At 38.4% G+C, this 26,030-nt stretch carries 28 protein-coding genes and 2 pseudogenes; 6 read left to right on the top strand and 24 right to left on the bottom strand.

The window, feature by feature from the left end; genetic code table 11:
- Positions 1-16 precede the first annotated feature (16 nt).
- The 4 genes and pseudogenes from L0P31_RS03895 to L0P31_RS03885 all read right to left on the bottom strand — a co-directional run bounded on the left by L0P31_RS03895 (position 17) and on the right by L0P31_RS03885 (position 3,772).
- Positions 17-466 (bottom strand): SprT family protein, encoded by a 450-nt coding sequence (locus L0P31_RS03895; RefSeq protein WP_084926556.1) that lies wholly within the window; start codon positions 464-466, stop codon positions 17-19.
- Positions 453-2,582, bottom strand: coding sequence for a Tex family protein (locus L0P31_RS03890; RefSeq protein ID WP_238095858.1), 2,130 nt, complete (start codon positions 2,580-2,582; stop codon positions 453-455). Before L0P31_RS03890 ends, L0P31_RS03895 begins: the two co-directional genes overlap by 14 nt.
- Before the next feature lie 103 nt (positions 2,583-2,685).
- A pseudogene (locus L0P31_RS09495) lies at positions 2,686-2,813 on the bottom strand (DUF1919 domain-containing protein); the annotation flags it as partial.
- Between the two features lie 608 nt (positions 2,814-3,421).
- On the bottom strand, positions 3,422-3,772 hold the full coding sequence (locus L0P31_RS03885; protein ID WP_000349514.1) for a PBECR3 domain-containing polyvalent protein: 351 nt from the start codon (positions 3,770-3,772) through the stop codon (positions 3,422-3,424).
- Positions 3,773-3,927: 155 nt separating this feature from the next.
- Here L0P31_RS03885 and L0P31_RS09360 point away from each other — a divergent pair, with 155 nt between their 5' ends.
- From L0P31_RS09360 to L0P31_RS03875, 3 genes are read left to right on the top strand one after another with little or no spacing between them, the layout of a single operon-like run.
- The gene (locus tag L0P31_RS09360) at positions 3,928-4,059 is read left to right on the top strand and encodes an SPJ_0845 family protein (protein WP_000268685.1); all 132 of its coding nucleotides are present in this window, start codon (positions 3,928-3,930) and stop codon (positions 4,057-4,059) included.
- A complete protein-coding gene (locus L0P31_RS03880; protein ID WP_000123630.1) occupies positions 4,060-4,965 on the top strand; it encodes a permease in 906 nt (301 codons plus the stop codon).
- Positions 4,962-5,777, top strand: coding sequence for a TIGR03943 family putative permease subunit (locus L0P31_RS03875; RefSeq protein WP_238095856.1), 816 nt, complete (start codon positions 4,962-4,964; stop codon positions 5,775-5,777). Before L0P31_RS03880 ends, L0P31_RS03875 begins: the two co-directional genes overlap by 4 nt.
- A gap of 127 nt (positions 5,778-5,904) precedes the next feature.
- Here L0P31_RS03875 and L0P31_RS03870 read toward each other — a convergent pair whose 3' ends face one another.
- From L0P31_RS03870 to L0P31_RS03815, 11 genes are all read right to left on the bottom strand, one after another.
- Positions 5,905-6,621, bottom strand: a complete 717-nt coding sequence (locus tag L0P31_RS03870) for an alpha/beta fold hydrolase (RefSeq protein WP_238095854.1) — start codon at positions 6,619-6,621, stop codon at positions 5,905-5,907.
- A gap of 4 nt (positions 6,622-6,625) precedes the next feature.
- Positions 6,626-6,937, bottom strand: a complete 312-nt coding sequence (locus L0P31_RS03865) for a hypothetical protein (protein ID WP_000420556.1) — start codon at positions 6,935-6,937, stop codon at positions 6,626-6,628.
- A 119-nt stretch (positions 6,938-7,056) separates the two neighbouring features.
- A complete protein-coding gene (locus L0P31_RS03860) occupies positions 7,057-8,799 on the bottom strand; it encodes a glycoside hydrolase family 13 protein (RefSeq protein ID WP_238095853.1) in 1,743 nt (580 codons plus the stop codon).
- A 175-nt stretch (positions 8,800-8,974) separates the two neighbouring features.
- Complete coding sequence (locus L0P31_RS03855; protein WP_238095851.1) at positions 8,975-9,466, bottom strand: phosphoribosylanthranilate isomerase; 492 nt, start codon at positions 9,464-9,466, stop codon at positions 8,975-8,977.
- Positions 9,467-9,529: 63 nt separating this feature from the next.
- Entirely contained in the window at positions 9,530-10,411 is an 882-nt protein-coding gene (locus tag L0P31_RS03850) for a diacylglycerol/lipid kinase family protein (RefSeq protein WP_238095849.1), read from the bottom strand.
- Between the two features lie 111 nt (positions 10,412-10,522).
- A complete protein-coding gene (locus L0P31_RS03845; protein WP_238095847.1) occupies positions 10,523-11,377 on the bottom strand; it encodes an ADP-ribosylglycohydrolase family protein in 855 nt (284 codons plus the stop codon).
- A 47-nt stretch (positions 11,378-11,424) separates the two neighbouring features.
- Positions 11,425-12,195 carry an alpha/beta fold hydrolase gene (locus tag L0P31_RS03840; RefSeq protein WP_238095845.1) on the bottom strand — a complete coding sequence of 257 codons (771 nt, stop codon included), beginning with the start codon at positions 12,193-12,195 and terminating at the stop codon, positions 11,425-11,427.
- A gap of 203 nt (positions 12,196-12,398) precedes the next feature.
- A complete protein-coding gene (locus tag L0P31_RS03835; RefSeq protein WP_001219736.1) occupies positions 12,399-13,016 on the bottom strand; it encodes an RpiB/LacA/LacB family sugar-phosphate isomerase in 618 nt (205 codons plus the stop codon).
- A 333-nt stretch (positions 13,017-13,349) separates the two neighbouring features.
- A complete protein-coding gene (locus L0P31_RS03825; protein ID WP_001005371.1) occupies positions 13,350-13,934 on the bottom strand; it encodes a Cap15 family cyclic dinucleotide receptor domain-containing protein in 585 nt (194 codons plus the stop codon).
- A 5-nt stretch (positions 13,935-13,939) separates the two neighbouring features.
- Complete coding sequence (locus tag L0P31_RS03820) at positions 13,940-14,827, bottom strand: nucleotidyltransferase domain-containing protein (RefSeq protein ID WP_001270697.1); 888 nt, start codon at positions 14,825-14,827, stop codon at positions 13,940-13,942.
- Positions 14,828-14,960: 133 nt separating this feature from the next.
- Positions 14,961-15,359, bottom strand: coding sequence for a recombinase zinc ribbon domain-containing protein (locus tag L0P31_RS03815; protein ID WP_004261296.1), 399 nt, complete (start codon positions 15,357-15,359; stop codon positions 14,961-14,963).
- Between the two features lie 24 nt (positions 15,360-15,383).
- On the opposite strand from L0P31_RS03815, the pseudogene L0P31_RS03810 reads away from it, so the two are divergent.
- From L0P31_RS03810 to L0P31_RS03800, 3 genes and pseudogenes are all read left to right on the top strand, one after another.
- Positions 15,384-15,569 (top strand): annotated as a pseudogene (locus L0P31_RS03810) (Y-family DNA polymerase); the annotation flags it as partial.
- Positions 15,566-15,934, top strand: a complete 369-nt coding sequence (locus L0P31_RS03805; protein ID WP_238095843.1) for a hypothetical protein — start codon at positions 15,566-15,568, stop codon at positions 15,932-15,934. The pseudogene L0P31_RS03810 and the gene L0P31_RS03805, both read left to right, overlap by 4 nt.
- Positions 15,921-16,220 (top strand): DUF5960 family protein, encoded by a 300-nt coding sequence (locus L0P31_RS03800; protein WP_001072467.1) that lies wholly within the window; start codon positions 15,921-15,923, stop codon positions 16,218-16,220. The genes L0P31_RS03805 and L0P31_RS03800 overlap by 14 nt, the downstream gene beginning before the upstream one ends.
- Positions 16,221-16,337: 117 nt before the next feature.
- On the opposite strand, the gene msr(D) is transcribed toward L0P31_RS03800, so the two are convergent.
- From msr(D) to L0P31_RS03755, 9 genes are all read right to left on the bottom strand, one after another.
- A complete protein-coding gene (gene msr(D) / locus L0P31_RS03795) occupies positions 16,338-17,801 on the bottom strand; it encodes an ABC-F type ribosomal protection protein Msr(D) (protein WP_000420313.1) in 1,464 nt (487 codons plus the stop codon).
- A gap of 119 nt (positions 17,802-17,920) precedes the next feature.
- Positions 17,921-19,138, bottom strand: coding sequence for a macrolide efflux MFS transporter Mef(A) (gene mef(A), locus L0P31_RS03790; RefSeq protein WP_238095841.1), 1,218 nt, complete (start codon positions 19,136-19,138; stop codon positions 17,921-17,923).
- A 385-nt stretch (positions 19,139-19,523) separates the two neighbouring features.
- A complete protein-coding gene (locus tag L0P31_RS03785; RefSeq protein ID WP_000873143.1) occupies positions 19,524-19,694 on the bottom strand; it encodes a hypothetical protein in 171 nt (56 codons plus the stop codon).
- Positions 19,695-20,209: 515 nt separating this feature from the next.
- Positions 20,210-21,565 (bottom strand): 23S rRNA (uracil(1939)-C(5))-methyltransferase RlmD, encoded by a 1,356-nt coding sequence (rlmD, locus tag L0P31_RS03780; RefSeq protein WP_238095839.1) that lies wholly within the window; start codon positions 21,563-21,565, stop codon positions 20,210-20,212.
- A gap of 73 nt (positions 21,566-21,638) precedes the next feature.
- A complete protein-coding gene (locus tag L0P31_RS03775) occupies positions 21,639-22,613 on the bottom strand; it encodes a DUF1002 domain-containing protein (RefSeq protein WP_004254354.1) in 975 nt (324 codons plus the stop codon).
- 73 nt (positions 22,614-22,686) lie between these two features.
- Positions 22,687-23,301 (bottom strand): cell wall hydrolase Pmp23, encoded by a 615-nt coding sequence (gene pmp23 / locus L0P31_RS03770; RefSeq protein WP_004254352.1) that lies wholly within the window; start codon positions 23,299-23,301, stop codon positions 22,687-22,689.
- Positions 23,301-24,275, bottom strand: a complete 975-nt coding sequence (locus L0P31_RS03765) for a nucleoid-associated protein (RefSeq protein ID WP_238095838.1) — start codon at positions 24,273-24,275, stop codon at positions 23,301-23,303. The genes pmp23 and L0P31_RS03765 overlap by 1 nt, the downstream gene beginning before the upstream one ends.
- A gap of 7 nt (positions 24,276-24,282) precedes the next feature.
- On the bottom strand, positions 24,283-25,539 hold the full coding sequence (gene glyA, locus L0P31_RS03760) for a serine hydroxymethyltransferase (RefSeq protein WP_238095835.1): 1,257 nt from the start codon (positions 25,537-25,539) through the stop codon (positions 24,283-24,285).
- A 59-nt stretch (positions 25,540-25,598) separates the two neighbouring features.
- Positions 25,599-26,030: a GNAT family N-acetyltransferase gene (locus tag L0P31_RS03755; RefSeq protein ID WP_000942963.1), complete on the bottom strand. Its 432-nt coding sequence runs from the start codon at positions 26,028-26,030 to the stop codon at positions 25,599-25,601.

The raw sequence follows: 26,030 nt of genomic DNA, 5'->3' as shown, positions 1-26,030 counted from the left end.
GTAGGCTCGGCTTTCATCAGTCCTCAGGCTGATTTATAAGTAGCAATTTACCTCGACAAAGTCCACAGCGATAGCGTTTAGTATCAATCCTACGCTTGCGATGATACCTTTGCTGGCAGGATTGACAACGATAAAGCTTGAGTGGTTTAGAGTTACTATTTGGCAAGGTTGGTACAAACCGTAATCCATCCACTGCTTTCAACAGTTCCTTAAAATCTCGATCCTTGTGTTGATAGCCCTTCCCTTGAAAATAGAGGTGATAATGACAGAGTTCATGTCGGACAATTTTCCTAAAAACATCCAGACCCAATTCCTGATAAACCTTTGGGTTGAAATCCAAATGCCCATCTTTGGGGAAAAATCGCCCACCTGTCGAACGTAGACGCCTATTCCACTGGGCATGATGGATAAAAGGTCTGCCGAAGTCTTCTAGTGAAACTTGCTTGACGTAATCAGTTAGATTCATCTGGAGCTAGGAGCGACAGATTGACTTTTTCACGTTCAGTATCAATTTTCTTAACCCAAACGGTCACCAAATCTCCGACGGACACCACTTGGCTAGGATGTTTGATAAACTTGCGACTCATATGCGAAATGTGAATCAAGCCGTCCTCGTGAATTCCAATGTCAACGAAGGCACCAAAGTCAACTACATTACGCACCACACCCTCTAGCTTCTGACCAACCACTAAGTCCTTGATATCTAGGACATCTTGGCGAAGCACAGGTGCGTCAAAGGAATCACGGAAATCTCGACCTGGTTTGAGAAGGTCGGCAATGATATCTTTAAGGGTTTCAGGACCAAGGTCTAGCTCTTGCGCCATATCTTTGACTGATAGGGACTTGAGTTTGCTTTGGGCTTCTTCGTTCAAGTCTTTGATATCCAAGCGTTTGAAAAGTTCCTTGACAGCAGCGTAATTTTCTGGGTGAACTCCTGTATTATCAAGGATATTGCTACTTTCTGGGATACGGAGGAAACCAGCAGCCTGCTCAAAAGCCTTGGCTCCCAGACGAGGAACCTTCTTGATTTGAGCGCGTGAAGTGATTTTTCCTTCTTCCTCACGGTATTTGACAATATTTTCAGAAATAGTTTTGTTGAGTCCAGCGACATGGGAAAGAAGAGCTGGGCTGGCTGTATTGACATTGACACCGACTTGGTTCACCACGGTATCGACGACAAAGTCCAGACTTTCAGACAATTTCTTTTGACTGACATCATGCTGATATTGACCGACACCGATTGACTTAGGATCGATTTTGACCAATTCAGCAAGGGGATCTTGCAAGCGACGGGCAATAGAAATAGCAGAGCGTTTTTCAACGGTCAAGTCTGGAAACTCCTGACGAGCTAGTTCACTGGCAGAATAGACAGAAGCACCACTTTCATTGACGATAACATAGCTGACCTCAGGAAAATCTTTAAGAACTTCTGCCACAAAGGCTTCGCTTTCACGACTGGCCGTCCCATTTCCGATAGCAATAATTTCCACGCCGTATTGACCAATCAAGTCTGCCAAATCTTTCTTGGCTTCTTCGATTTGACGAGCAGAGGCTGGTTTGACAGGATAAATGACCTGAGTTGTCAGCATTTTTCCTGTTGCATCCACGACAGCTAGCTTGGCACCTGTACGAAAGGCAGGGTCAAATCCTAGAACCACACGCCCTTTCAGCGGAGCAACCAAGAGGAGATTTCGCAGATTGTCAGAAAAGAGTTGGATAGCCCCTTCTTCTGCTTTTTCGGTTAATTCTGTCCGAATACGGCGCTCGATAGCAGGCAAGACTTTTTTCTTAACGGATTGCTGAACCACTTCATCAATATAAGCATTTTTCACCTTGAAACGAGTAGCAAAGAAGGCAAGAATACGGTCCGTCGCATGTTCAAAACCGACCTTCAAGACACCTAGCTTCTCCCCACGATTGAGGGCCAAGGTACGATAACCCTGCATATTTCCAACTGTCTCTGAAAAATCATAATAAATCTGAAAAACCTGCTTTTCATCGAGACTTTCATCCTTGACTTGAGAAGTGAGTTTAGAGTGTCTCAGCACTTCCTGATAAGTCATAGCACGTAAATTGACATCCTCCGATAAGGCTTCGACCAAGATATCAACTGCACCAGCTAAGGCTTCCTTGCCAGTCGCAAATCCTTCACAGACGAACTTTTCAGCTTCCTTCTCTAAGTCAGTTACATTCTGCAAAATCAAGCGAGCAAGAGGAAAGAGTCCAGCTTCACGGGCAATGGTTGCCTTAGTCCGACGCTTTTCCTTGTAAGGAAGATAGAGTTCTTCAACGTCTGCTAATTTTTCGGCAGCTAAGATAGCTTCTTCCAATTCCTTGGTCAACTTGCCTTGTTCTTGAATCTTAGCTAAGACAGCTTCCTTACGGTCGTTGAGATTTGTCAGGCTTTTATCCAAGTCGATAATGGCCTTAATTGTCACCTCATCCAAACTACCAGTCATATCCTTGCGATAACGCGCAATAAAGGGAATAGTCGCCCCTTCAGCTGTCAAACTTAGAACAGTATCAATTTGCTTTAACGTCACTCCCAAATCCTGGGAGATTTTTTCATATTTTTTATCCATGAATCTATTATACCATAAGCTAAACGTTTCAAATTAGCTCTTACAGTATTTAAAAACAATATGTGGGGAATAGATTTATATTCTATAGTGCAATAACTTGTACTTAGAGAGCATTGCCACCTTTTTTTACCACTCCATGACATCAAAAGCATTTAATGGATCAGACATAATAGCCAGTTCTGGAAGATGTTCCTGACCTGGAATAACACATTGACTTTTTAAACTTTTATAATTAATTCCTTTCGTTTCACTCAAGGCACAACACAGAATGAAAAAGTGTTGTGCTCTTTATTTTGTTTTATAATAATAGCGAGAAAGCCTATCACTACTACAAATCACGGGGTGGTGAATAAGTGAGTGGTATAGTCACTACCTCGCATTTTTATAGGTGTCATTCTTTCCATCAAGCACAACTGACTGTGACTAGGAGCACGTAAACTTATAATTGAATAAGCGACTCGTTTGTGAAAGGAAAGGATAGCCAAGGGATCGGCAGACTCAAATTTGGTGAAAGGAGAGCCCTCGTGTTAAAAATTATTTATCCTAATTGTTGTGGTGAAGAATAGCATTTAGATTTCTATTTCTAATCGTCCAAAATGCGTGTTTTTGAAAAATAAAAAACCGCAAGACAGAGTCTGCGGTGGGGATAATCTATTTTGAAATTTTAAATAAAAAAGGAGCATTTAAGCCCCTCCTTTGAAATAACGGACATTTGGCTGGTCGGTGTACCCAGCATCTCAGATACCTTCTTCAAGGTGCGGCAGGAACCTTTCTGCCCTCAAATGTCTTTCGTTAATGTTATTCTAGCACTATCTATTTTTTTGTCAAGCTTTCTCAATCTACCCAGACTTAATACGACTTTGTAACTTGAAATCTTGTAAGCGATACATGGTCAGAACATAAAAGAAATCTCCACTTTTATGTAACTTGATGGAAACAAGAACATTATCATCAAATCTTTTTACATATTCGAAACTGGCGTCTTTCTCTCGTGGATTGACCCCGACGAAATCTGGGTTCCTTAGTATGAGTTCCAGGTCTTCAATATGATGAATCACATCATTGTGATGGCGTTTTATCATATGGCTTCTCAAACCGTCTTTGTTGACCTTTATGTCGCTCGCTTCAAGAACAATATCAAAAATTTCTTTTACTTCATCGGTAACCTGACCGATTGTTTCATGATCCATCATTTCCTCCGTTATTCCACAACTATTATATCACAATCATAGTGTATATCAGGATATATCAAGCTCTATTATTCGTTAGATACTCAATTTTAACTTTTCCCTTTTCCTTAAAATAATAGTATAATAGAGATAGAATTTAGAATCGAGGTACACATATGGCTGTAAAATTTACAAAACGAGACGACTTGGACAAGATGTTTGAAGAGTTTGCGAAACTCCCTGATTTGAAGCAGGTCACTTTCCCTGATGACAAAGAGAAAAAAGCCAAAGCAGAAAAGAAAAACTAGATGACTGCTTTCCAACAACTCCCTTCTAGTGTGCTTCAGACTGGGGCTATTTTTCTCTCTATAATCATTGAAGCCCTACCCTTCGTTCTGATAGGAAGTATTGTTTCAGGGCTGATTGAGGTTTATATCACACCTGAAAAGGTTTATCATTTTCTCCCTCGAAATCGTTGGGGGAGAATCTTTTTTGGGACCTTTGTCGGGATGCTTTTCCCTTCTTGTGAATGTGGAATCGTCCCCATTATCAATCGTTTTCTGGAAAAAAAGGTTCCCAGTTACACAGCCGTTCCCTTTCTTGTGACAGCACCTGTTATCAATCCCATTGTTCTCTTTGCGACCTATTCTGCCTTTGGCAACTCCTTCCATATCGCCCTATTGCGAGCTCTGGGTTCCATCGTTGTGGCTGTGATACTTGGGATTTTTCTAGGATTTTTCTGGCAAGAACCGATTCAAAAAGAAGATCGGTTGGCTTGTCATGAGCATGATTTTTCTCACTTGAGCTCTGCAAAAAAAGTTTTTCAGGTCTTTGTGCAGGCCATTGATGAATTTTTTGATACGGGGCGTTATTTGGTATTTGGCTGTCTCTTTGCCTCTGTTATACAGGTCTATGTTCCGACACGGATTCTGACCTCTATCAGTGCAACCCCTCTTTTTGCCATCCTGCTCTTGATGATTTTAGCCTTTCTTCTTTCTCTCTGTAGTGAGGCTGATGCTTTTATCGGATCTTCTCTTCTCTCGAGTTTCGGCTTAGCACCAGTTTTGGCCTTTCTCGTAATTGGCCCAATGCTGGATATCAAAAATATTCTCATGATGAAAAATTACTTGAAAGCACGATTTATCAGTCAGTTCATTACGATTGTGACACTCGTTGTCTTAGTATATTCTCTCTTGATTGGAGTCGTCCTATGATTCGATTTTTAGTTTTAGCTGGCTATTTTGAATTGACTATTTATCTCCATCTGTCCGGCAAATTAAACCAGTACATCAACATGCACTATTCCTATCTGGCCTATATTTCCATGGTGCTTTCCTTTATCTTGGCAATCGTCCAGCTGTATATCTGGATGAAGCAAGTCAAAACCCACAGTCATCTGAATAGCCGATTATCTAAAGGAACTAGTATTGCTCTTCTTGCCATTCCAATTGTCGTCGGTTTAACTTTTCCAACTGTTAGCTTGGATTCTCAGACCGTTTCTGCCAAAGGCTATCAATTCCCCTTATCAGAAGGCACGGATCAAGCCATTCAGACAAGTGAAGGGACGACAAGCCAATATTTGAAACCAGATACCAGTTCTTATTTTTCAAAAACAGCCTATGAAAAGGAGATGCGAACTGCGGCGGATAAATACTTGTCCCAAGATAGTATTCAGATCACCAACGAAAACTATATGGAAGTCATGGAGGCTATCTACGACTATCCAGATGAGTTTGAGGGCAAGACAGTCCAGTTCACAGGATTTGTCTATAACGACCCCAGTCATGCCAATAGCCAATTTCTATTCCGCTTCGGCATTATCCATTGTATCGCAGATTCTGGTGTCTATGGATTGCTGACCAAGGGAAATACCCGTCAGTATGAGAATAATACCTGGATAACAGCCAAAGGAAAACTGTTCAATCACTATCATAAAGAACTCAAACAAAACCTCCCAACCTTGGAAATCGATAGTTTTACCAAAGTCGATAAACCAGAGAATCCCTATGTGTATCGCGTGTTTTAAAAAAGCAAGATAAAAACGAACAAGTTCTCTTCTGAATGACAGAAAAAGAGCCTGTTCGTTTTTTGTTATATGAGTAATAATGATTTGTAGATTTAAATTTTAAAACATTTTAAGTAATACAAGTAGCTCAATGAGTATAAGAAAACCACTCATTAATTAGACTAGCGATTTCTTTGGGTGCTTCAGTATAAAGCTCATGGCTAACGTTTTCTAGAAAAATAGTATCAAAATAGTCTGGCAATTCTTTTAGGGCGTCCTCTCTCCATGTAGCTTCATTAGGATAGCGAGGACTGATAAACAAGGTATCTCCCACTTCTCTCTTAAAAGCTTGTATTTTCCTCCGTAGGCGGAGTATCGCTTCTATATTTTCATATTTTATAGCTAACTCATATCTATTATACTTAGAATTCCAGTGATATGACTGTCTTACGGCTTTCTCCATATTTTCTGACCAATGCTTTGCTTCAGATTTTTCTTTAGAAATAAGAAGAGCTAAGTCTGAAACGACTTGAGATTCAATATAGTTTTTAGTTTCCTCTAACTCTGTATCTAAAGATAAAATCTTATCTAAATCTAGATAGCCACCATCCAAAAGAATCAGTTTTGTCACTTCATAAAATTCCGATGCAAGATAACGCGCCAAATCTCCTCCAAGAGAATGTCCTATCAGACAGATAGATTCTTCCTCTACAATCTCATTTTTAAACCATGATTTCAATTCTGTTTCATCTCGAAGATGCTTTTCATATGGATTTAGAAAGTAAACCTGCGAATTTAGTTCTTGAAGAAAATCCTTGCTATGATAGACATTGCTTCCCAAACCGCCAATAAAAAATGTCTTCATCCAATTACTTAATACTATGCTTATTCATCTTTTGTTCAAAGATAGTCGTGATAATTTGACGCAATTCTTCGCGTTCTTTTTCTGGAATTTCACCACTTGTTTGAGCTGCAGCGTAGAGTTCAGGGTGTTCAATTGAAATACGTTTAATCGTACGTGTTGTAGCATGTTTTCTGACGAAAAATGGGATTCGCTTAATCAAGTCTTGTGGTACTAGAGCAAGAATCTTCTCAGCAGTTTCCTTGTCACTAATCTTAGACGTCGTAAGCCCCTTCTTAATCATTTCCTGTTCTTTTTCTGTAAAATCTTTTAATTCCATTCGATTAGTCCTCCTTTTTTCTTTAAGTTAAATTATATATCATTTGTAGCAAGACGACAAATAGTCTGTTTGTAAAATGCTCTCTATACTACAATTTTCCTGTCACTCTTAATTGCTCTTCAATGAAAAATCACAAATCCTTTTGGAGAGATGACAAGCTGATTCTCTATTTCTTGGCAATTGCTTGCTAGTGCTACTGCTTCTTTCTCGAAAATATAATCTTCTGTTGATTGGTTAAAGATCGCTTTAAGGACTCGGCCTTCGTATGTCCATTCCAGAGCTACTAGATCTGGTTTGATTTCTTTTAGGCTATACTTACCATGCTGAATGGTTGATGACGCTTGTTTTCTAATATTAATCAGCTGCTTCATGAAATTCAGCATCTCATTGTCACTTGATACACGTTCCCAAGGCATACAACGTCGACAATCTGGGTCCTGTCCTCCGGTCAAGGATAGCTCGGTTCCATAATAGATGCAGGGTGTTCCCTTTTGTAAAAAGAGAAAGGCTAGGGCTGATTTAACCAGTTGAACATCCTCATTAGCCTTCCACAAGATTCGTTCTGTATCATGCGAATCCAAGAGATTAAACATGACCTCTGAAATCTGCTGCTTGTAATACATAGATTGGCCATTGATTTCATCGATGAATTTGTCCGTCTTCTTAAGCCCTCGTAAGAAATAATCCTTGATACTATCAGATAAAGGATAATTCATGACCGCATGGAACTCATCGCCATTTAGCCAAGGCTGAGACGTATGCCAGACTTCTCCTAAAATATAAAGATCAGTCTTTTTAGCTAAAACTGCCTTGCGAAAATCCTTCCAGAACTGATGGTCAATCTCATTAGCCACATCCAAACGCCAAGCATCGATATCAAACTCTTCAATCCAATAAGTCGCAACCTTTAAAAGATAATTCTTGACCTCTGGATTGGCTGTATTTAGCTTAGGCATATAGTCCTCGAAACCAAAAGCATGATAAGGTAAGTCTCTCTTATTAACTAGCTTTTCAGTTGTCACTGGGAATTGTTGAATATGGAACCAATCCTTATAAGCAGATTGCTCACCATTTTCGACAACATCTTGCCATTGAGGAGATTGCGAACCAATATGGTTAAATACCGCATCCAGCATGATTTTCATGCCACGCTGATGAGCTTGCTCGACCAGCTCCCGGAAGGTCTCCTTGTCTCCAAAATGACGGTCAATTTCAAAGTAATCTGTCGTATTGTACTTATGATTGCTCGTAGATTCAAAGATAGGACAAAGATACAGTCCAGTAATACCCAAGTCTTGCAAGTAATCCAGATGGTCAATAATGCCTTGTAAATCACCACCAAAGAAATCGTCACTTTTAGGTGTGCTTGATGAATCCCAGTCTAATGTTCCTTCTGGGTTTAATCGAGCATTTCCATTTGCAAATCTCTCAGGAAATATCTGATACCATACCGTATCTGAAACCCAGTCTGGCACTTGACATGCATCAATCTCATGAAGATAGGGCAACTTAAATCCATTCCCAATGGCATGAAGATTTTCTAGAGAATTTTCCACACACCCTTTATCGCCATACAAAATACTTTGACCTTCTGTATCCTTGAGTTCAAAGAGATACTGGATACGTGCAAAATCAACTGACACTTCAACCTGCCAATAGTCAAAGATGGCATCAGAAGTTATCTTGGCCATTTCCTTTACATCCTGATAAAACTCCTCCATAAAGATAAAAGGGTCACCATAATGCAAGTTGATGCTTTCAATGTCATCTTTCTTAGTTCGAATCCGAATATGAAGCTTCTTATCCTTATAAAGATAGGCATACTCCGACTCAGGCCTATGGTAAATAGCGCTTAATTCCATCAATTTGTCTCCTGATTTACTTGGTTGCATTTGCGACGCAAACGTTTTCATAATTGTGATTCTAGTATACTACTTTCGTATTTTATTTTCAAGGCTTGTCCGTAGATTCTAGTGGTTTGGTTCTATAAATAAAAAAGCAGCCAGTCTTACAACTTGCTACTTTTTAAATGATGATTTACAAATATCTTTCCAGCCACTCAATTTTTTTAAAATCCTTATTGTTATTGTGCTCATTTCGATAAGAATCTTGGGAAGAAGCCTTGTAAATACTTAAATACTGTTCTAAACTTGGAACGCGAAAAGTGATGTTTTCGAGATGAATCAGCTCTATATCCGATTCCGAAACTCCTGCAAAATCAGGTAAAGAATCGATACTTCCGAATTCAACACTCAGACCATCTTTTTTGAATTCATGCTCATGAATATCTATTAAGGCATAGCCTAAGTGTTTCATCACTTTCATTATCTTGTCCCACTCATAAATTCTGAGATGATCAGGTGCTTCCCAACCTCTAGGATCACCAGGCACATGAATGTCAATGTCAGACGGCCTCCATTCATCATTTGAACGGTATTCAAAACCCAAGGAACCCATGAGCGTCGGAGTGATTCCAACTTGGTTTAAATGAGAACAAATTGTTCGAAATTCATCAAATAGAGAATTCATTCCTCCTCCAATCGTTGATATAGAACTTAATTTCGTTGTGAATAATAAACTAATTTTTACCTTCTACTCTTTCGGTTTTGAAAACACTTCTACTCGTTGAGCTAGGACTTTGATTTCCACAGGTAGGTTATCCGATTTATCGCCGTCAACATCAGACTCCAATTCACTATCTGAAGAGATCTTAATATTACGCGCTCTGATATACTCAATATTATCATTGCCGACAACATCTCCTTTTAGCAAATCAGGAATAACGGATAATTTAGAGAATATAGAAGCATCTTTCAGAATCAAAATGTTGGCATAGCCATCCTTATTTTCTTCAAAAATTTTCTTATCAGCGAAGTAATTTGTCAAAAGAACCAAAACATGGCTAGCTTCACCAACATAATTTCCATTTTCTGTCTCAACCTTAATGTTAAAGACCTGATCCGTTATAACGGACTTCATGGTATTTACAGCATAGGCTAAAATACCGAATTTTGTCTTGTCCTCGATTTCAACATTGTGAATCGCCTCAGGAAGTGAACCGATACTAAAGATATAACCAAAATAATTGTCATTCGCTTTTCCGATATCAATCTTATTGGTTAAGTTGAAATCCAGTTCATCAATAGCGCCATCGATGTCTTGATTGATTTCCAAGAGTTTCGTAATGAGGTTACCCGTCCCACCTGGGATAATCCCTAACTTAGGAATGTAGTCTCTCTCAGCAATACCCGAAATGACTTCGTTGACAGTTCCATCTCCACCAAACACAACCACTGCATCGTACTTCTCACGTGAAGCCTCCTCAGCAAAATGTGTTGCATCCTGCGCTTTTTCGGTAATTTTGGTTTCCACGTGCTCAAAGTATTCTTTTGCTTTATTCTCCAGCTTTTCTTTGTAATCCAAGGCCTTTTCCCCACCAGAAGTAGGGTTTATAATTAGCATTGCTTTTTTCATTAATTTTCTCCTTAATATTCATAAGAAATGTTTATATTTCATCAAATGCAATTAAATGTACTCCCATTATACAATGAAAATACAGAAAAGAGAAATCTGACGTACTGGAGATTAAAACGCGTTTATTCTATTTTCCCATCGCATAACTACATCCTTTAAGGATTCATCCAAGTAAGAAAAGGCCTGTTCCTTTATCCAGTCAGGAATACCATATGCCGCCTCAGCTATGCTTCCAGTGATTGCAGCGAGAGTATCACTGTCGCCACCAAGTGAGATAGCATTTCTTATCGCATCTTCAAAGTCTGTACTTTCAAGAAAGGCAATAATGGCTTGAGGGACAGTTCCCTGACATGTTTCGTTAAAACGATAGTTAGGGCGGATTTCATCTAAAGTTTGAGATAGATTGTAGCCGTATGTCTTCTCTATATAATCCTTAATCCGTCTTTTACACTCTGTAGGATTGTCGTTAATTGGTTGCTCGTGCTCTCTACAATGACCACCAAAGTAAAAACGACATAGAAAGATAGCATCAGCTGTAGCCATAGCACCTTTGACACCTTCTGGATGATTATGAGTTACCTCTGCAGAAAGACTCGCAAGTCCTCTAGATGATGGCCACATTCCGGTTCTCGCATAAAAACTACAATCCATAGACCAAGCGCATGGAGAAACACGCATAGCCGAACCATTCCCAAAGCTATTATAAGGATCACGGTTATCGCTGTTTAGCCATGCATTAAACCGAGCACCATAATCAGCATCCGGATACATTCTGCCATATTTCTTCATGGCGTCAATAAAGTCATTCTTTTGCCCACCATTCATGATTGCTTCTGCGACAGCACAGGTCATAACCGTATCATCAGTGAAAAAACAGTCATCACTAAATAAAGGAAAGTCCTTCGTTTTGATATTGTTCCATTCGTAAACAGAACCGACAATATCTCCAATAATTGCTCCTAGCATAAGATTCCTCCTTGTGACATATCAGATTTATTACACATTCCCAATGGTTAACTCTTTAAAAATGGTGCCACCAAATCAATCCACTCTTGAGGTAGGTAAGCTGACAAATAGCCGTGATTATAGCCCTTTGCTTCATACAAAATTGTATTTGCATGTAGCTGATGAAATAATTTCGCTGATTCTTTCACACAGTTCAATTCTTTTTCACCATAGATATACAGAACATGAGCCTTGCTAGCAGAAATCATATCTTTCAGCTTGTAATGCCCCATATAGTTTTTGTAAATGGTCACCAATATTTTGACAGGCGTCCTTGGAAGATCCTCCAAATAATAAGCTTTTATTTCTTTTGAATAAGCTAGTTTAGGATAGAGTTTGTTCATCATGCTTAACTGAAGTTTGCAAGAGAATTTATTGAACATCAGTTTACCAAATAGAGACACTAGAAAGATGCTGATTTTAGATAACATTGGTTGAGGAATACAGAGGCTTCCGTCTATAATGGCCTTCTCAGCAATTTCACTGTCTAAAGACAAAAGCTCCATGACAATTTGACCACCAAGTGAAACACCACCGATTGCAAACAATTTCCCACCACAGTTTGCTTTGATATAGTCTAGAATCTCCAAAGCAGAATCTTCAGTAGAAACATAATCAAGTTGATATTCCTCTCCGTGGCCATTCAAAGTGGGTAGAATAATACGGTATTCTTCTGACAGGATTCGTGCTTGACGAAGATAATTCCACCAAGAACTGCCACCACCATGTATCAGTAAAATAGGAGGCAAATTCTTATTACCAAATTCATGGAATTTCATGTTTAAACTCCTTACTGTAGGACTTTCACTAGCTAATTTTCCTTGTTCAATCAGCTCTTAAAAGCAGTACCACACACTCGACATAAAACGAGTGAACACTATGTATGCCAAGTGAACATGTATGTGGGAACATGTCTATAAACCTTTTGACGATAGCATAAGGTTATCGTTAAAAGGTATTACCCCGACAAACTGTGATTTACTCATTTCATTAAATCAGCTATTTCTTTCTTCCCATACGCCTTTACATTCTGAATTACATTCTGTTTCCTCTTGATTGATTCAAACAATGATATATCTAGTACATTTGCGAATTCTTCAAACTGAACCTGCCCGATTCTTCTTATTTCTTTAAGTTTCTCAGCATCTCTTACCTTTCTCTCTGCCTCACTTTTGGGGTATCCTTGTCCAAATGGCTCCGAGAAAAGAGCTTCTATTGTTCTTTCAAGATTTTCAGTACCTGACCATGTATAATTTTCACCTAATGGTAATGATATCGCATTTCCATTATTAATCTGAGCAAATAAATAGGCATCATTCGGTGTAGGTGCATATCCGCAAATGACATCAGGCATACTATTACAAGCAAGCATCATTCCTTGTCCGGAAGAACAGCCCGTAACAACGAAATCAACTGTCCTACTTGCCAACAAGATACCTATAAGAATAGAAATTTCTATATACGAGTATTTTTCATTTTCTTCCATCGTACAGCCAAAATTTATAACCTCAGATTTCTTTGGAGCATACTTTAATACAGCATCATAGATTATTTGATTTTTGGTCGCTTGCGAACTTGCTTGAATAACTCCGATTCTCATTCTTCCCCCCTTCAACTTCTAATTTAATTATTTCTTTTTCTTTGGTTTGGGTGCCGGTAATTCATTATATATTGAATTGAACAAGCCTTTATTTTCTACACTTCATTTATTCACTGGTTGCAACTTTTGACATCAAAACTACCGCCTCCACATGTCTTGACGGTTACTACCTATACTGTGAAACGAAATCAAAGCTGCTGAATATCCGTATTAAACTATTAAACGTAACTAATGCGAGTATTTACGGCTTCGTTAATATACAGTATTGTTACATCTATGCCAAGTTTCCGATAGTTAGTTCTTCTTTCTTTATTTAAATCTTTACAAATCCAACTAGCGAGAAGGGTTGTTTATCTCAAAACTCATTGAACCTTTGGTTCCTCGATTAGTATAATAATTTCCTTCTAGTTGATTTGGATTATCAATATCAAGAATTACCGTCCCATAATGTATAGGACTTTGCAATTCAGCCCTTGGGCTATTTAAATATGTATAAATTAATTTTTGTGTTCCATTATCATTGATAATTGATGCTGTAATGCTATGGCTCGAACTTTCACCCGTTTTAAACTTAACTTTAATAGTCGTAAATGACTGTTCAATAGTAAGTTCACAATTTCTTTCATTCTGATCATAGTCCGTCTTGAAACTACCTACATAATTCGCAAATAAAATTGGAACATTATGAATCTTAGATAGTAATGGCCACCGCCATGCTGTTTTTTCAAAAATAGCCATAATAATTGCTGTAACTGATATAGCTTCACCAATATACCCAATGGCTGAATATACCAATGCCAAAATATCAGATTTAAGATTCACTGCAATCTCTTGGCCACTTATTAACAATCTTAATAACAAGCAAATTGCAAAAACCCATATTGTAATATTCAAAAATTTTTTCTGCTGTTCATTCATAAGTTTTATTTATAATCCAAAAATTCAATCATTCTAACTAAAAAAGTTTTTGTATCCTGTAAATTCCATTTCTGCTCTGAACGAAAAAGGTAATACATTCCACTTACTTCAACCCAATTTAAATTCACTTGAGACACTATGTAATATAACGCTTGCTGTAACAACCCTGTGTAGCTATTACTATTGAAAAACATCTGTTCAGGTATATTCCAGACCAAACATTCTATCAAATATGAAGAAATGCGTTCGTTTGTCAATCCTAGCTCCTGCATCTCGTTCTTAATATGCTTCATAATCCTAACTAAATATTTATATTTATAGTGAGTAGATTTATTCTTAGAGATACCATTTTGTATATGAACTTTAGGATAATTAATTACTTCATAATTTCCGTTTGAGGTAAAAAATTTGATGCCTTCAACAAATTTTTCAGATGACCTGCTACCAATATATCTATAATTTCGATATTGAAAACATGGGACTACATCTGCATTTACGTGATATGAGTTAGAATTAATATTGATACACTTATTGCCAATAGAAACTGATTCTGCACCAAATTTTGAAATTAACGCTTTAATCACTTCGTTTTTAAATACATTAGCATTGGTGCTGCTACTAGAGTAATTATAGTCTAGGTCCGATAACCCATCTACATACTCACAATAAAATAAAGATTTCACCATGATACAGATATCAATGTCGCTATTTTTCTTTACATTCGTATTATTTGCATAAGAACCTTGGGCAAAAATTTCATATTCATACTTTGAAGAGAGCCCACTCCTTTCTATTGCATCTTTAATCATTCCAATAGTATTTTCAACCCGTGTTTCTTCAGTGGCAGATAACGGCTTAATCCATGATTGTAATGCTTCTTCAGAATATCTCATTATAAAACAACTCCATTTTAGTTTTTTGGTTAATTCATAAAAAGTAACCGATATTAAAAAATCCTACATATAATTATACCACTAAACAAGAAAAAAGGCTGCAAACATAGTGAACTATACTATGCCTACAGCCTTATAAATCAACTTCTGTTCCTTCCAAAAATCTAACGGTTATCTGTCCATCCTCCGAAATCAAAATACTATCTAGTACCTGACACATCTCAAAGGAATCATATTCCCAACACTCCTTATTTATCAATTCAGCCAGTAACACACTGTAATGCTTTTCTAATAACTGGTTTTCTTCCAAGATCTTATTCCACTTTCCATGCAACAAATCCATATTCTCACTCAGTAGTTTAACTGCCATCATTACAGCTTTCTCTAGTGTTCCCTCATCGATATGGTTATTCTGACAACCAATCTGTCCCTTTACCTTATAACGGTTGTTACACTGCCAAACTTTACGTTTGCCACGACTGGTCGTCCAGTTCTTACGTCCAAAAGCTGAACCGCATTCTGCACAGAACACCTTGGTAGTAAAAGGGTTGTCCTCATTTTGCATGATGTAGAAGAAATTGAAAAAGAAAATAGACTTCAGACAGCTATTGATGTTGTCAGAGAACAGTTTGGCTTTTTAGCCATACAAAAAGGAACCGTCCTAACTGAAGGTTCCTAAAATATTGAACGCAGTAAACTTATTGGCGGTCATTCCGCTGGTGGATTGGAGGGATTAAAATGATTGACCGTTCATCCTTACCATTTCAGTCAGCAAGAGAGTACCAGGATACAAAGATGCAAAAATGGATGGGCTTTTTCCTATCTGAGCATACATCAGCACTCTCTGATGATACAAACAAAGTAACGTACATGTCAGATTTGTCACTAGAGAAGAAATTATTACTCCTCAGTCAAGTATACGCCGGGCAGCTACGCACACGCATTCAAGTGATTGAAAAAAACAAGCGTGTTTCCTACACTGGAACAATACCAAGTCTGACCAAAGATTTCATTTTGATAAAAACTACAACAGGTCACATCAATTTGAAATTAAAAGACATTATTAGTATTGAACTTGTCGAGGAGGTGCTCTATGAATCAGCTTGAGTTTCAGCGTAATCACCTACAAATGGACTATTATAGCGAGAGCTACCAAGATTTTGAACGTGACTTCTACCGCTACTCTAACATGAATATTCCATTGACCTTCCTAACTGATGATATCCTAAAAACAATGGCGACTTCACGTAAGAATTACTTTGTCCTCAATAAGGAAAAGTCCAGAGATAACCGCGATCACTTCTTCATATTTGAAGTAAGTACCGTAGATGAGAATCCGCTAATCTATCATTATACATATAAGAAAACTACAATATATTTAGCAGAAAAATAGGAGCAGTTCAATTGACTGTTCCTATTTTTAATATTCATAAAATCTAAAGTCTTTATACTCTTTAACAATGGAGTCGCCAACCAGAACAGACTATACTGACCAGCGACTACCTTAAATTTAATGTTTCAGATTTATTTTCTTATCTCTAATTTCATAAACTACATCTGCTACATTTTCGAGTAATCGTTTATCGTGGGTGATAAACACGATAGTTCCGGTGTACTCCTTCATTAGTATTTCCAAAGCCTCTAAACTTGGTATGTCAAGGAAGTTACTGGGTTCATCCATTATTAGGATGTTATATCTACCCATGAGCATTTTAGCAAGCAACAATTTTATAATTTCTCCACCGCTTAAAACAGATAAACTTTTTCCAATATCGTTCTGTTTGAACCCCATAGATGCTAGCACTGAACGAATTTCTGATATATTGTAGTCACAATCCTTCTGCATAAACTCCATAACATTCTGATTACTGTTGTACTTGTAACCATTCTGTGCAAAGTAACCTATTTTTGCCTTAGGCGAAATAGAAATTCCTTCTTCATGGTTTAAGATCATTTGGATTAAAGTTGTTTTTCCGATTCCATTACCACCAGTTAACGCCACTTTTGCTCCTAACGGAATTTGAAAAGATGCATTTTCAAACAGAGCCTTATCCCCAAATACTTTATTAATTTCTGCACCGACTATAGGGTATGGATTATGGAGCTCCAATGCTTTACTTTGCCTGAAACGAATTCTGCGAATGCCTTCCGGAGCTTCTACTTTTCCTAAGGCCGCAATCCTGTGCTCTAGGGTTTTAGCAGCATTATACATCTTTTTTTCCTTACTTCCTATTGATTTTTGATGAGCTAAACGCCCTCCGTCTTCAGTACTTTTTTTCTTTGAAGAACCTTTTGCCTTCTGTTCTATTTTACGAGCCTGTTTTCGCTTTTCCTCCGCAGCCCTTTCCAATCGGGCACGTTCCGCAATAAATTGTTCGTATTCTGCAGCTTGGCTCTTACGTTCTTCCTCTTTCTGACGAAGATAATCAGAATAGTTTCCCCAATACTCAGTGATTTTGCCATCTTTCAGTTCCCATATTTTATCTACTATTTCATCAAGAAAATAGCGGTCATGGCTAATAACTAACAGTGCACCTGTAAAATATTTTAGCTGTCCTATTAGAAAATCAATTCCTTCACGGTCTAAATGGCTCGTAGGTTCATCCGCTAAAATACCATGAACCTGTGCCGATAAGGCCTGTGCTATTTTAAGCCTTGTTTCTTCACCACCGCTCATAGTCTGTATATTTAATTGCTCAACACCTAGCTTGCCTACAAGTGCAAAATCTTTTTCCTCCTGCAGAGTTACTTCGTCCAACTGGGGAATATAGGCAAGTTCACCCAGACGATTCATTTTACATCCTGGGGGAGTTAATTCTCCTAAAAGTACCCTGAGTAAAGTGCTTTTTCCAGCACCATTTGCTCCTACTAAACCAATACGGTCATAATCATATACTTCTAATTCATTTATATCTAAAACATCGCGTCCTTTGAATTCCACACGAATGTCTTTTGCTTTTAATATTAATTCCATAACATTTCCTCCTGTCTATAATCGCATGCTTTCATTTGCTTGTATGCAGGGAAAACCCTGCGATTTTAGCAGGAAGAGTTACATGAAAATAAGATACATAAATATTCCTCCAATATTGTTTATTTTAAATCTAATTTTCTAACCTCAGTTATCATTTGGCAAACTATAGCAATGCCAATAATTAAAATACCTGATAGTAAAAACCAATGATTTACACCGATTTTATCAGCAAAGAATCCAGAAAGAATTAACCCAATTGGCATAGCAAGTGACATGATACTTCCGATCAAAGAAAATACACGTCCTAAATATTCAGGCTTAATTTTCTCCTGAAAAAGAGCTGTTTGCACACCGCTATAAAATGGCACCGAAAGCCCCATTATTGCACAGCAAACTACGAATATTACAAATCCATTTGGAGGAAGTATTCCCGAAACGGCTAAACTGGTCCCCATTATAAAAAATGAACTTGTTATTAGTAATACATGCTTTTCGAAGCCCCCTAATCTTCCTAATAATAAGCCTCCTGCTAGCATCCCAAATGCAAAGGAAATTTCCGTAATAGAAATATGCACAGGCGTTCCATTAAAGTGTTCCATGCTTATTAAAGGAAATAGTGCATTGATTGGCATATAAACAAAAGTATATAGTGTTCCTAAGAGTAATAAGGCAAACAATCCTTTGTTTTGTCTCAGAACCACAACTCCTTCTTTCATCTCCCTTATGAAATTTGGTTCTAAACTTTGCACTTGATTACCCAGCTTAGGTATACGTACAATTGCTACCGTAATAGATGCAATCACAGCACCCAATACGTCGATGGCAATAATAGCATTTAAATCCCAAACGGAGTATAAGAGTGCTGCAACTGCCGGACTAACAATATAGCTTATAGACTGCAAAGACTGACTATAGCCTGCGCATTTCGTTAGCTGTTCTTCTGGTACTAAAAGTGGTGTAACCGCATTGAGTGCTGGGGTATGAAAAGCTGTTCCAATGCTACGGATAAACAATACTATCATAATCATCCAGACAGGTAGCTCCATACAGAATGCAACAATAGCAAGCACTGCACCAGCTGCTGCGATAATTAAATCGGCACCAATCATTATCTTCTTCCTATCATGACGATCCACTAGCACACCAATGGCAGGTCCCAAAATCGCATAGGGTAAAAAACCTACTAATGAAGCAATAGACAAGACCATCGCAGATCCTGTTTTTTCTGTAAGGTAAAAAATAATCGCCATTTGCAGGATGGCACTAGTGATTAATGATACTGCTTGCCCTGCCCATATTGCATAAAATTTTCGTTTCCAATTGTTGTATTTTTCCATTTATATTATCTCCTGCATATTATTTTGCTTGAATTTCTATTTTGAATAGCATTCTAGGCAATAAAAAATGCAGGCCAAACCCCACAATGTGGCTTTTGGTCTGCATACATACAATTTGGAAACATTCATATTAAAGACATAGTTAAATAAAGGTATAGTTAAATAACCAATATCCTCACCGTAACTAATGAATGCTCAATATCGTATAAATAAGCACAACAAAAAAGCCTATCATCGGGTATAGATTCTGCTTTTTTTATTGCCAGCTTATCTTAAACGCATTGAGGCTGTCATAGTTTCGGTTCCTCCTACATCTTTGTTTATATCAATTTATAGTATAACACAACAAGATGATATGTTCAATATAAAAGTTATGGAATGAGACTCATACTTCCAATTCGATGCCAGATTTAAAGGATATGACGAAGTTTTCTTCATAGACTGTAACGCTCTGGATTATCTTCCTTAGTAGCAAGCGATTAGCTTTCACAAAATCTTCTGTTTGTAGTTTTAAAAATTCATCAGGATTTTCTAACTCAACCTCAAAATATTTCATTTTACATTCCCTCATTTCATTTATTGATAAATTGAGTTTGCAAAAAAGAGTGGACAATTTTTGTCTACTCTTAACCTTTAAAATAGTTTTTTTTAATCGATTTGAAGTTGCCTAAATTATTACTTATTCGGTAAAATGAAGTATTGCTTTCAACAGATTTCCTTCAACTACACTTCACTTGATTCAAACAAGGTGGGTACATTTCTATTCCCACAAACTCCTTGTCAATGGAAACAAACACGTACCCACAGGGTAAATGGAAATAGAAACTGATAATTTCTAGCTATCACTTCTATTCATTCCAAAAATTTTCTCACTCTGATACTTCCCCACTCCAATACAAAAAGCATTGCAATCAAGGCTTTTCATTATCCCTTTCATTCAAAGGTTTCTAGGTTTTTACGAGCAGAGCAACACACTCAGCGGTTCGCTATCTCCGTTCTGTCTGCGTGCTAGCACTTGTCAATCACGGACAGCTATCGCATGGGCGGAAGTAAATGCTAATCTTCGTCGTTTTACTCCTTGACTAGCAAACTTACCGCCTCAACATGATGCGTTTGAGGAAACAGATCCACTGGTTGTACTTTCTTCAATTCATATCCTAATTCTCGGTAGAGCTTGATATCACGCGCCATAGTCGCGACATTGCAGGAGATATAGGCAATACGGTCTGCTCCTGTTTGGGCGCTTGCTTTGATAAAGCTTTCGGTTAATCCCTTGCGTGGAGGATCAACCAAGATAACGGTTGGTTGAATTCCTTCCTTAAGCCAATTCTTCATGGCATTTTCAGCTGTGTCACAGACATAGTGGGCGTTTGAAATATTGTTCAGCTGAGCATTCTTTTTGCTATTCTCAACCGCTTCTGGAATTACTTCAACACCATAAACTTCTTTGACATGTTTCGCAACAGAGAGGCCAATCGTCCCGATACCAGAATAGGCATCAATAACCACGTCATCTTTTTTTAATTCAGCAAAGTCAATGGCTGTTTGATAAAGTTTTTCAGCCATTTCAGTATTGACTTGGTAAAAAGCGGGACCAGCGATTTGGTAGTCATTTCCCAACATTTGGTCGGTAATATAGTCTTGACCATAAAGCGTACGCCATTCCTTACCAAAAATAGCATTAGTGTTCTGGTCATTAATATTTTGCATAACAGACACAATCTCTGGGAACTGCTTGATTAGTTGTTCAATCAATTGCTCCACACGAAAAACTTTGGGACGAGTTGTTACCAAAATAACCATAATTTGACCTGAATAATGTCCGCGACGCACCACAAGGTTTCGAATCAAGCCAGATTGTTCCTTTTCATCATAAGGTTTCAAATCATAACGACGGAGCAAGTCGCGTAGGGCTACTACTACCTCATCAATCACAGGATCTTGGATAAAGAAATCTTCTAGAGGCATGAGGTCATGGGAATTTTTACGGAAAAATCCTGTTTCCAAGACACCATTCACTCGACGAACAGGGACCTGCGCCTTATTGCGGTACTTGACTGGATGTTCCATACCTAAAGTTTCAGCAACCTCTATATCATCAATTCCAGCAATCTTATATAGACTATCCTTAACTTGCTTGGTTTTAAATTTGAGCTGTTCTGGATAGGCAAGATGACCTAAATCAGCGATTCCTGAACGCAGGTAAGCCAAATCTAGATCTTGATTACGGTGTGGTGACTGGACAAGGTATTCTTCAACCTTCCCAAAGCCAATCTTTTTATTGACCTTGAGAACCCTCATAAGGATTTTTTCACTCGGTAAAGCATTCTCTACAAAAAATACCAAACCATCCACCTTGGCCACGCCTGAACCTTCATGGGTCAAATCAACAATTTCAACTTCTACAATATCATTTTTCTTTAACATTCTCTTCTCTTTCTATTGGCCGACAAAAAAGACGGCAACGTTACGGTTACCATCTATTATACCATGAAATTTCTTAAGAACCAAAACTCTTGAAGAAGTTGACAATGGCTTGCCAGAGGGAGCTTAGAAAATTACCGCCGTCCTCTAGCGCCTTATCAGCATCAAAGTTAAGGTTAATATTTTTAAAACTGTCGCCAGCTTGTGAAACAATGCTTTGTTTAAGGTCATTCAGGGTTTTAGTGAAGTCTGCATTGCTGAGGATATCACTTTTTGAGAGATTTAAAGCAAAATTGATGATGATATTGATCTGGTTTCCTGTTATAACCTGATCAAGTTTGTAATTTTTTAAGGTATCTTCAACGATTTTACGGACATCTTCCTCTGTCAGATTTCCCTTGCTTTCTTTAGCTTTGGCGAGTCCTGACTTGATATCGGCTAGGGCAACGTTTAATTTATTAGCATCATAGCCAGTTTTGTCCTTGTTTTCAGCATTGATATCTGACAAAGCCTTCAACTCTTCTTGAGCCAAATCTTTATTGGCTTGCGGTACCTTGGCTCCATTAGCCTCTAGCGAATAATAAATCCCTGCTAAAGCACTTTCTCCTGTAACTGGAATGGGGGCTGCTACAGTGATTTTGGCGTGTTCCACACCCAAAGTTACGGCTGCATTTCGGTACATATCCTGAGTTACCTTAGTGATGTTTTCAGGTGTTTCAATCTTGACCTCAAGTGGCGACTTGTCACCTAGTTTTTGAATCTTGGCTGATGAATACAACTGTAAACTTGAGTCATTTGCTACATTCATGATTTTAGAATAGACATCAGGCGTCATTGTCTTGAGTTCTTTGGTATCTGTTGAGGCATTGTAGCCCAGTTTTTTTAGAGTTTGATTTTTTTGATCTTCAGACAATGAAGATCCTAGGACATATTCAGGTTGAACATAGGTTTCATCGATGACTTTTTGAACATCTGTTGCTGCATGGACACTATTCATAGCTGTTACTGCCCACAAGACCGCAGCACTGGTCAGAAAAAGTTTCTTTCTCATAGGGATTTTCCTCCTTTACCTTTCTAGAGTAATATATCTATCTTAAAGAAAACTTATAACAAAAACACCTGGACTAGCCAGATGTCGAAAAGAGAGTAAAACATTTGATGATGTAAAGGTTGAGTTGCACCTGTCTAGAATAGTAATAGTTTCCTCCATTTACATAGAGTTCGGCACCGTGGAAAATGGAAATGGGGTGAATATAACTATAAGTCTTTCCAGTGGTATTACCAAGCAAAGGGGCAACAGTCTCACGAGAGTACTGTTTGGCCAGAGCCAAGGTGTTTTCCTTGCCATTTTGGGCGATAAAATCGATATAGGCAGGTCCAAAATTGTAGGCTTGAACAGCCGTCCAGACATCAACCCCCTGCTTCTGAGCCAGATAGAGATTGTCTGTCAGAGTTTGAACACCTTGCCGAATGCTAGAGGCATTATCATTGATAGTGTTGGTGGAACCACTTGCAGACTCACTAGACTGCATGACATCGCCTTCTTTTCCTTTTGTTTCAGTATAAATCATAGCGAGCACAAGCTCTTCGTTTGCTGGGGTGTCTTTTTCACTCAAGATTTCTCGCACCATGGGTTGATAGGTCATGACTTGCTTGACATCTTGGTGAACGCGGTAAGCTTTATAGCCAGCAAAAAGGAAGACTGCTAGTACAAGCACTCTTCGAATTCGTTTAAACATTATTTACTTTGGATATCCTCGATATTTTTGATTAAGATAGAGTAAGTTCCATTGTCATTTTGGATAAACTCAACAGACTCAGCATCTTGATAGACGTTATTGGGAACGATGAGCTCAATTCCATTTGACAAGGAGAGTTTTTGGTTTTCAAATTTCTTTAATTGGCGACTAGCATCAATTTCATCAAATTGAACTGGCTCTGGTACAGCTTCCTTTACTTGATCAATAAAGCTCAAACGAGCCGTCAGATTATTGTCAAAAAGGTCGTTGGCCAATTTTTCAGGTGACAATTCATTGCTTTCTTCCAGGTTGTTGAAAATCGCTGATTTGACCTTAGATTGAAATTGAAAATCATCTGTGTTAAAAGTCTCAGCAATTCTCTGGGCCGTTTTTTCCAGTTCTTTGATAGATTTCTTAGGTGAAATTTTAGGGGCGACGGCTAGGAGATTATCTGAAAAATAATTCAAAAAAGTCCCGTTATACTTGATTCGTTTTTCAATCAGATGGTACTTGCGACTCTGAAGATTGACCACCAAGGCTTCGTCGGCACCCGTTCCAAATCCAGGCAGGTTATTCTGAGTCAGCTTGATTGGATTATCAACTTCTCCTCCGAGGTGGGTCAAGGTCTCCCGTAGGGCAATTCGCAAGAAAGCGAAATGTTCTACACCTTCTTTAGAAAATTGCACAAAAATCAAGTCATTGGTCTTAAGATTTTCTGAAATGCTGAACTCCTCTTTCCAGAGATTAGCCAGCGTTACTGATGTCTCCAACAAATCGTCTGTAATATGATTGAAGAAGGGATTTTCTTCCTCGAAAATCCCAGTCTTGGCTTCATCTGAATACACACGTTCAATTTTTTTACGCAAGTATTCTTCGATTTTTGGAGTAATATTGAGAAACTTATCCGCTAGGAACAGGTCGGTGTCATCCGGACTGAACTGATGAATAATAGCTTTCTTAATATAAATGTCCATAAAAGTTTTAGTCCTCGTATAATGGGAAGGCATCTGCTAATTCTTTAACCGCACTTCTCACTTCTTCTAAGACAGCTTCATTTCCTGCATTCTTAAGGGTTTTAATGATAAGTTCAGCCACTTTGCGACTTTCTTCTTCACCAAATCCACGTGCAGTAATAGCTGCTGCTCCGATACGAATCCCACTTGTCTTGAATGGTGACAAGCTTTCGTAAGGGATTGAGTTTTTATTTAGGGTAATATTGACTTCATCCAGCAAGTTTTGAGCAACTTTGCCGTTTTCTACAACCTTAGTCACATCCACTAGGAAGAGATGGTTTTCAGTCCCGCCAGAAATAATACGGAAATCAGGGTCTTGTAAGAAGACAGCCGCCATGGCCTTGCTGTTCTTGATAACATTGGCAGCATATTCCTTGAAGGCTGGATCTAATACTTCTTTGAAGGAAACTGCCTTAGCAGCAACAACATGCTCCAAAGGTCCACCCTGAATACCTGGGAAAATAGCTGAATTGATTTTCTTAGCAAGTTCTTCATCATTAGTTAAAATCAAACCACCACGAGGTCCACGAAGGGTTTTGTGGGTCGTTGTTGTGGTGATATGAGCGTATGGTACTGGACTTGGGTGAAGACCAGCAGCAACCAAACCAGCGATATGGGCCATGTCTACCATGAGCTTCGCACCCACAGCATCCGCAATTTCACGGAATTTTGAAAAATCGATAATTTGAGAATAAGCTGAAGCACCTGCTACGATCAATTTTGGTTTTACTTCTTGGGCTTGTTTCAAGATAGCATCAAAATCCAAGAGTTCCGTTTCAGGATCAACACTATAAGAAACAAAGTTGTAGGTTTGACCTGAGAAGCTAACAGGAGCCCCATGAGTCAAGTGACCACCTGCAGCCAAATCCATTCCCATAACCGTATCGCCAGGCTCAATCAAGGCCATGTAAGCAGCACAGTTGGCTTGGCTTCCTGAGTGAGGTTGGACATTGGCGAATTTAGCACCGAAAATTTCTTTTGCACGTTCAATGGCTAGAGTTTCTACTACGTCTACTACATCTGTTCCACCATAATAACGGCGTCCTGGGTAGCCTTCGGCGTATTTATTCGTCAAGATAGACCCTTGAGCTGCCATGACAGCCTTGGAAACTACGTTTTCCGAAGCAATCAACTCAATGTTGTTTTGTTGGCGTTCCTCTTCTTTGGCAATAGCATTCCAGAGATCAGCATCATATGCTTTAAAATCGTCTTTGTCAAAAATCATAGGTCTTCTCCTTTATAGTGTGACTGGTCCTTTAGTTTGTTTTGCAACAAGAAAATAAACTAAAAGATGCGAATAAATCGTTTCTGCACTTTATCACAAGTATAACCAACTTTTTCATAAAATGCATGAGCACCCAGACGATGATCGGCAGAGTTTAAGCGGATAAACCCATAACCACGTCTTTTTGCTTCTTGATCCAACCCTTGTAATAAGCTTTTACCAATACCTTGCCCTTGTGCTTGAGGTGAAACTGCTAAAGCTAAAATATTAAATCCTGCTTTAGAATAAAGTGATTCATAGACCTCAGCGTGGACATATCCAAGCAAGGCATGAGTAGATTCATCCTCATAAGCAAGTAAGAAATGATGGGAATCCTGAGATAGTCTAGCTAATTGACTAGCCGTTTCCTCTGGACTAAAAGAATAGCCCAAAGCATCTTGGTTGATCTCACATATTGCTTTCACATCAGTTTCTCTTAAGTCTCTTAACAT

The organism is Streptococcus mitis (genome assembly GCF_022137125.1).
GTDB lineage: Bacteria > Bacillota > Bacilli > Lactobacillales > Streptococcaceae > Streptococcus > Streptococcus mitis_CE.
Note: the sequence above shows the minus strand (reverse complement) of the source record. Positions and strands in the feature narration are given on the sequence as shown.

Bases quoted from the DNA above. Each gene is read 5' to 3' on its own strand.
- L0P31_RS03895 (WP_084926556.1), bottom strand. From the start codon at position 466: ATGAATCTAACTGATTACGTCAAGCAAGTTTCACTAGAAGACTTCGGC.
- L0P31_RS03890 (WP_238095858.1), bottom strand. From the start codon at position 2,582: ATGGATAAAAAATATGAAAAAATCTCCCAGGATTTGGGAGTGACGTTA.
- L0P31_RS03885 (WP_000349514.1), bottom strand. From the start codon at position 3,772: ATGGATCATGAAACAATCGGTCAGGTTACCGATGAAGTAAAAGAAATT.
- L0P31_RS09360 (WP_000268685.1), top strand. From the start codon at position 3,928: ATGGCTGTAAAATTTACAAAACGAGACGACTTGGACAAGATGTTTGAA.
- L0P31_RS03880 (WP_000123630.1), top strand. From the start codon at position 4,060: ATGACTGCTTTCCAACAACTCCCTTCTAGTGTGCTTCAGACTGGGGCT.
- L0P31_RS03875 (WP_238095856.1), top strand. From the start codon at position 4,962: ATGATTCGATTTTTAGTTTTAGCTGGCTATTTTGAATTGACTATTTAT.
- L0P31_RS03870 (WP_238095854.1), bottom strand. From the start codon at position 6,621: ATGAAGACATTTTTTATTGGCGGTTTGGGAAGCAATGTCTATCATAGC.
- L0P31_RS03865 (WP_000420556.1), bottom strand. From the start codon at position 6,937: ATGGAATTAAAAGATTTTACAGAAAAAGAACAGGAAATGATTAAGAAG.
- L0P31_RS03860 (WP_238095853.1), bottom strand. From the start codon at position 8,799: ATGGAATTAAGCGCTATTTACCATAGGCCTGAGTCGGAGTATGCCTAT.
- L0P31_RS03855 (WP_238095851.1), bottom strand. From the start codon at position 9,466: ATGAATTCTCTATTTGATGAATTTCGAACAATTTGTTCTCATTTAAAC.
- L0P31_RS03850 (WP_238095849.1), bottom strand. From the start codon at position 10,411: ATGAAAAAAGCAATGCTAATTATAAACCCTACTTCTGGTGGGGAAAAG.
- L0P31_RS03845 (WP_238095847.1), bottom strand. From the start codon at position 11,377: ATGCTAGGAGCAATTATTGGAGATATTGTCGGTTCTGTTTACGAATGG.
- L0P31_RS03840 (WP_238095845.1), bottom strand. From the start codon at position 12,195: ATGAAATTCCATGAATTTGGTAATAAGAATTTGCCTCCTATTTTACTG.
- L0P31_RS03835 (WP_001219736.1), bottom strand. From the start codon at position 13,016: ATGAGAATCGGAGTTATTCAAGCAAGTTCGCAAGCGACCAAAAATCAA.
- L0P31_RS03825 (WP_001005371.1), bottom strand. From the start codon at position 13,934: ATGAATGAACAGCAGAAAAAATTTTTGAATATTACAATATGGGTTTTT.
- L0P31_RS03820 (WP_001270697.1), bottom strand. From the start codon at position 14,827: ATGAGATATTCTGAAGAAGCATTACAATCATGGATTAAGCCGTTATCT.
- L0P31_RS03805 (WP_238095843.1), top strand. From the start codon at position 15,566: ATGATTGACCGTTCATCCTTACCATTTCAGTCAGCAAGAGAGTACCAG.
- L0P31_RS03800 (WP_001072467.1), top strand. From the start codon at position 15,921: ATGAATCAGCTTGAGTTTCAGCGTAATCACCTACAAATGGACTATTAT.
- L0P31_RS03785 (WP_000873143.1), bottom strand. From the start codon at position 19,694: ATGAAATATTTTGAGGTTGAGTTAGAAAATCCTGATGAATTTTTAAAA.
- rlmD (WP_238095839.1), bottom strand. From the start codon at position 21,565: ATGTTAAAGAAAAATGATATTGTAGAAGTTGAAATTGTTGATTTGACC.
- L0P31_RS03775 (WP_004254354.1), bottom strand. From the start codon at position 22,613: ATGAGAAAGAAACTTTTTCTGACCAGTGCTGCGGTCTTGTGGGCAGTA.
- pmp23 (WP_004254352.1), bottom strand. From the start codon at position 23,301: ATGTTTAAACGAATTCGAAGAGTGCTTGTACTAGCAGTCTTCCTTTTT.
- L0P31_RS03765 (WP_238095838.1), bottom strand. From the start codon at position 24,275: ATGGACATTTATATTAAGAAAGCTATTATTCATCAGTTCAGTCCGGAT.
- glyA (WP_238095835.1), bottom strand. From the start codon at position 25,539: ATGATTTTTGACAAAGACGATTTTAAAGCATATGATGCTGATCTCTGG.
- L0P31_RS03755 (WP_000942963.1), bottom strand. From the start codon at position 26,030: ATGTTAAGAGACTTAAGAGAAACTGATGTGAAAGCAATATGTGAGATC.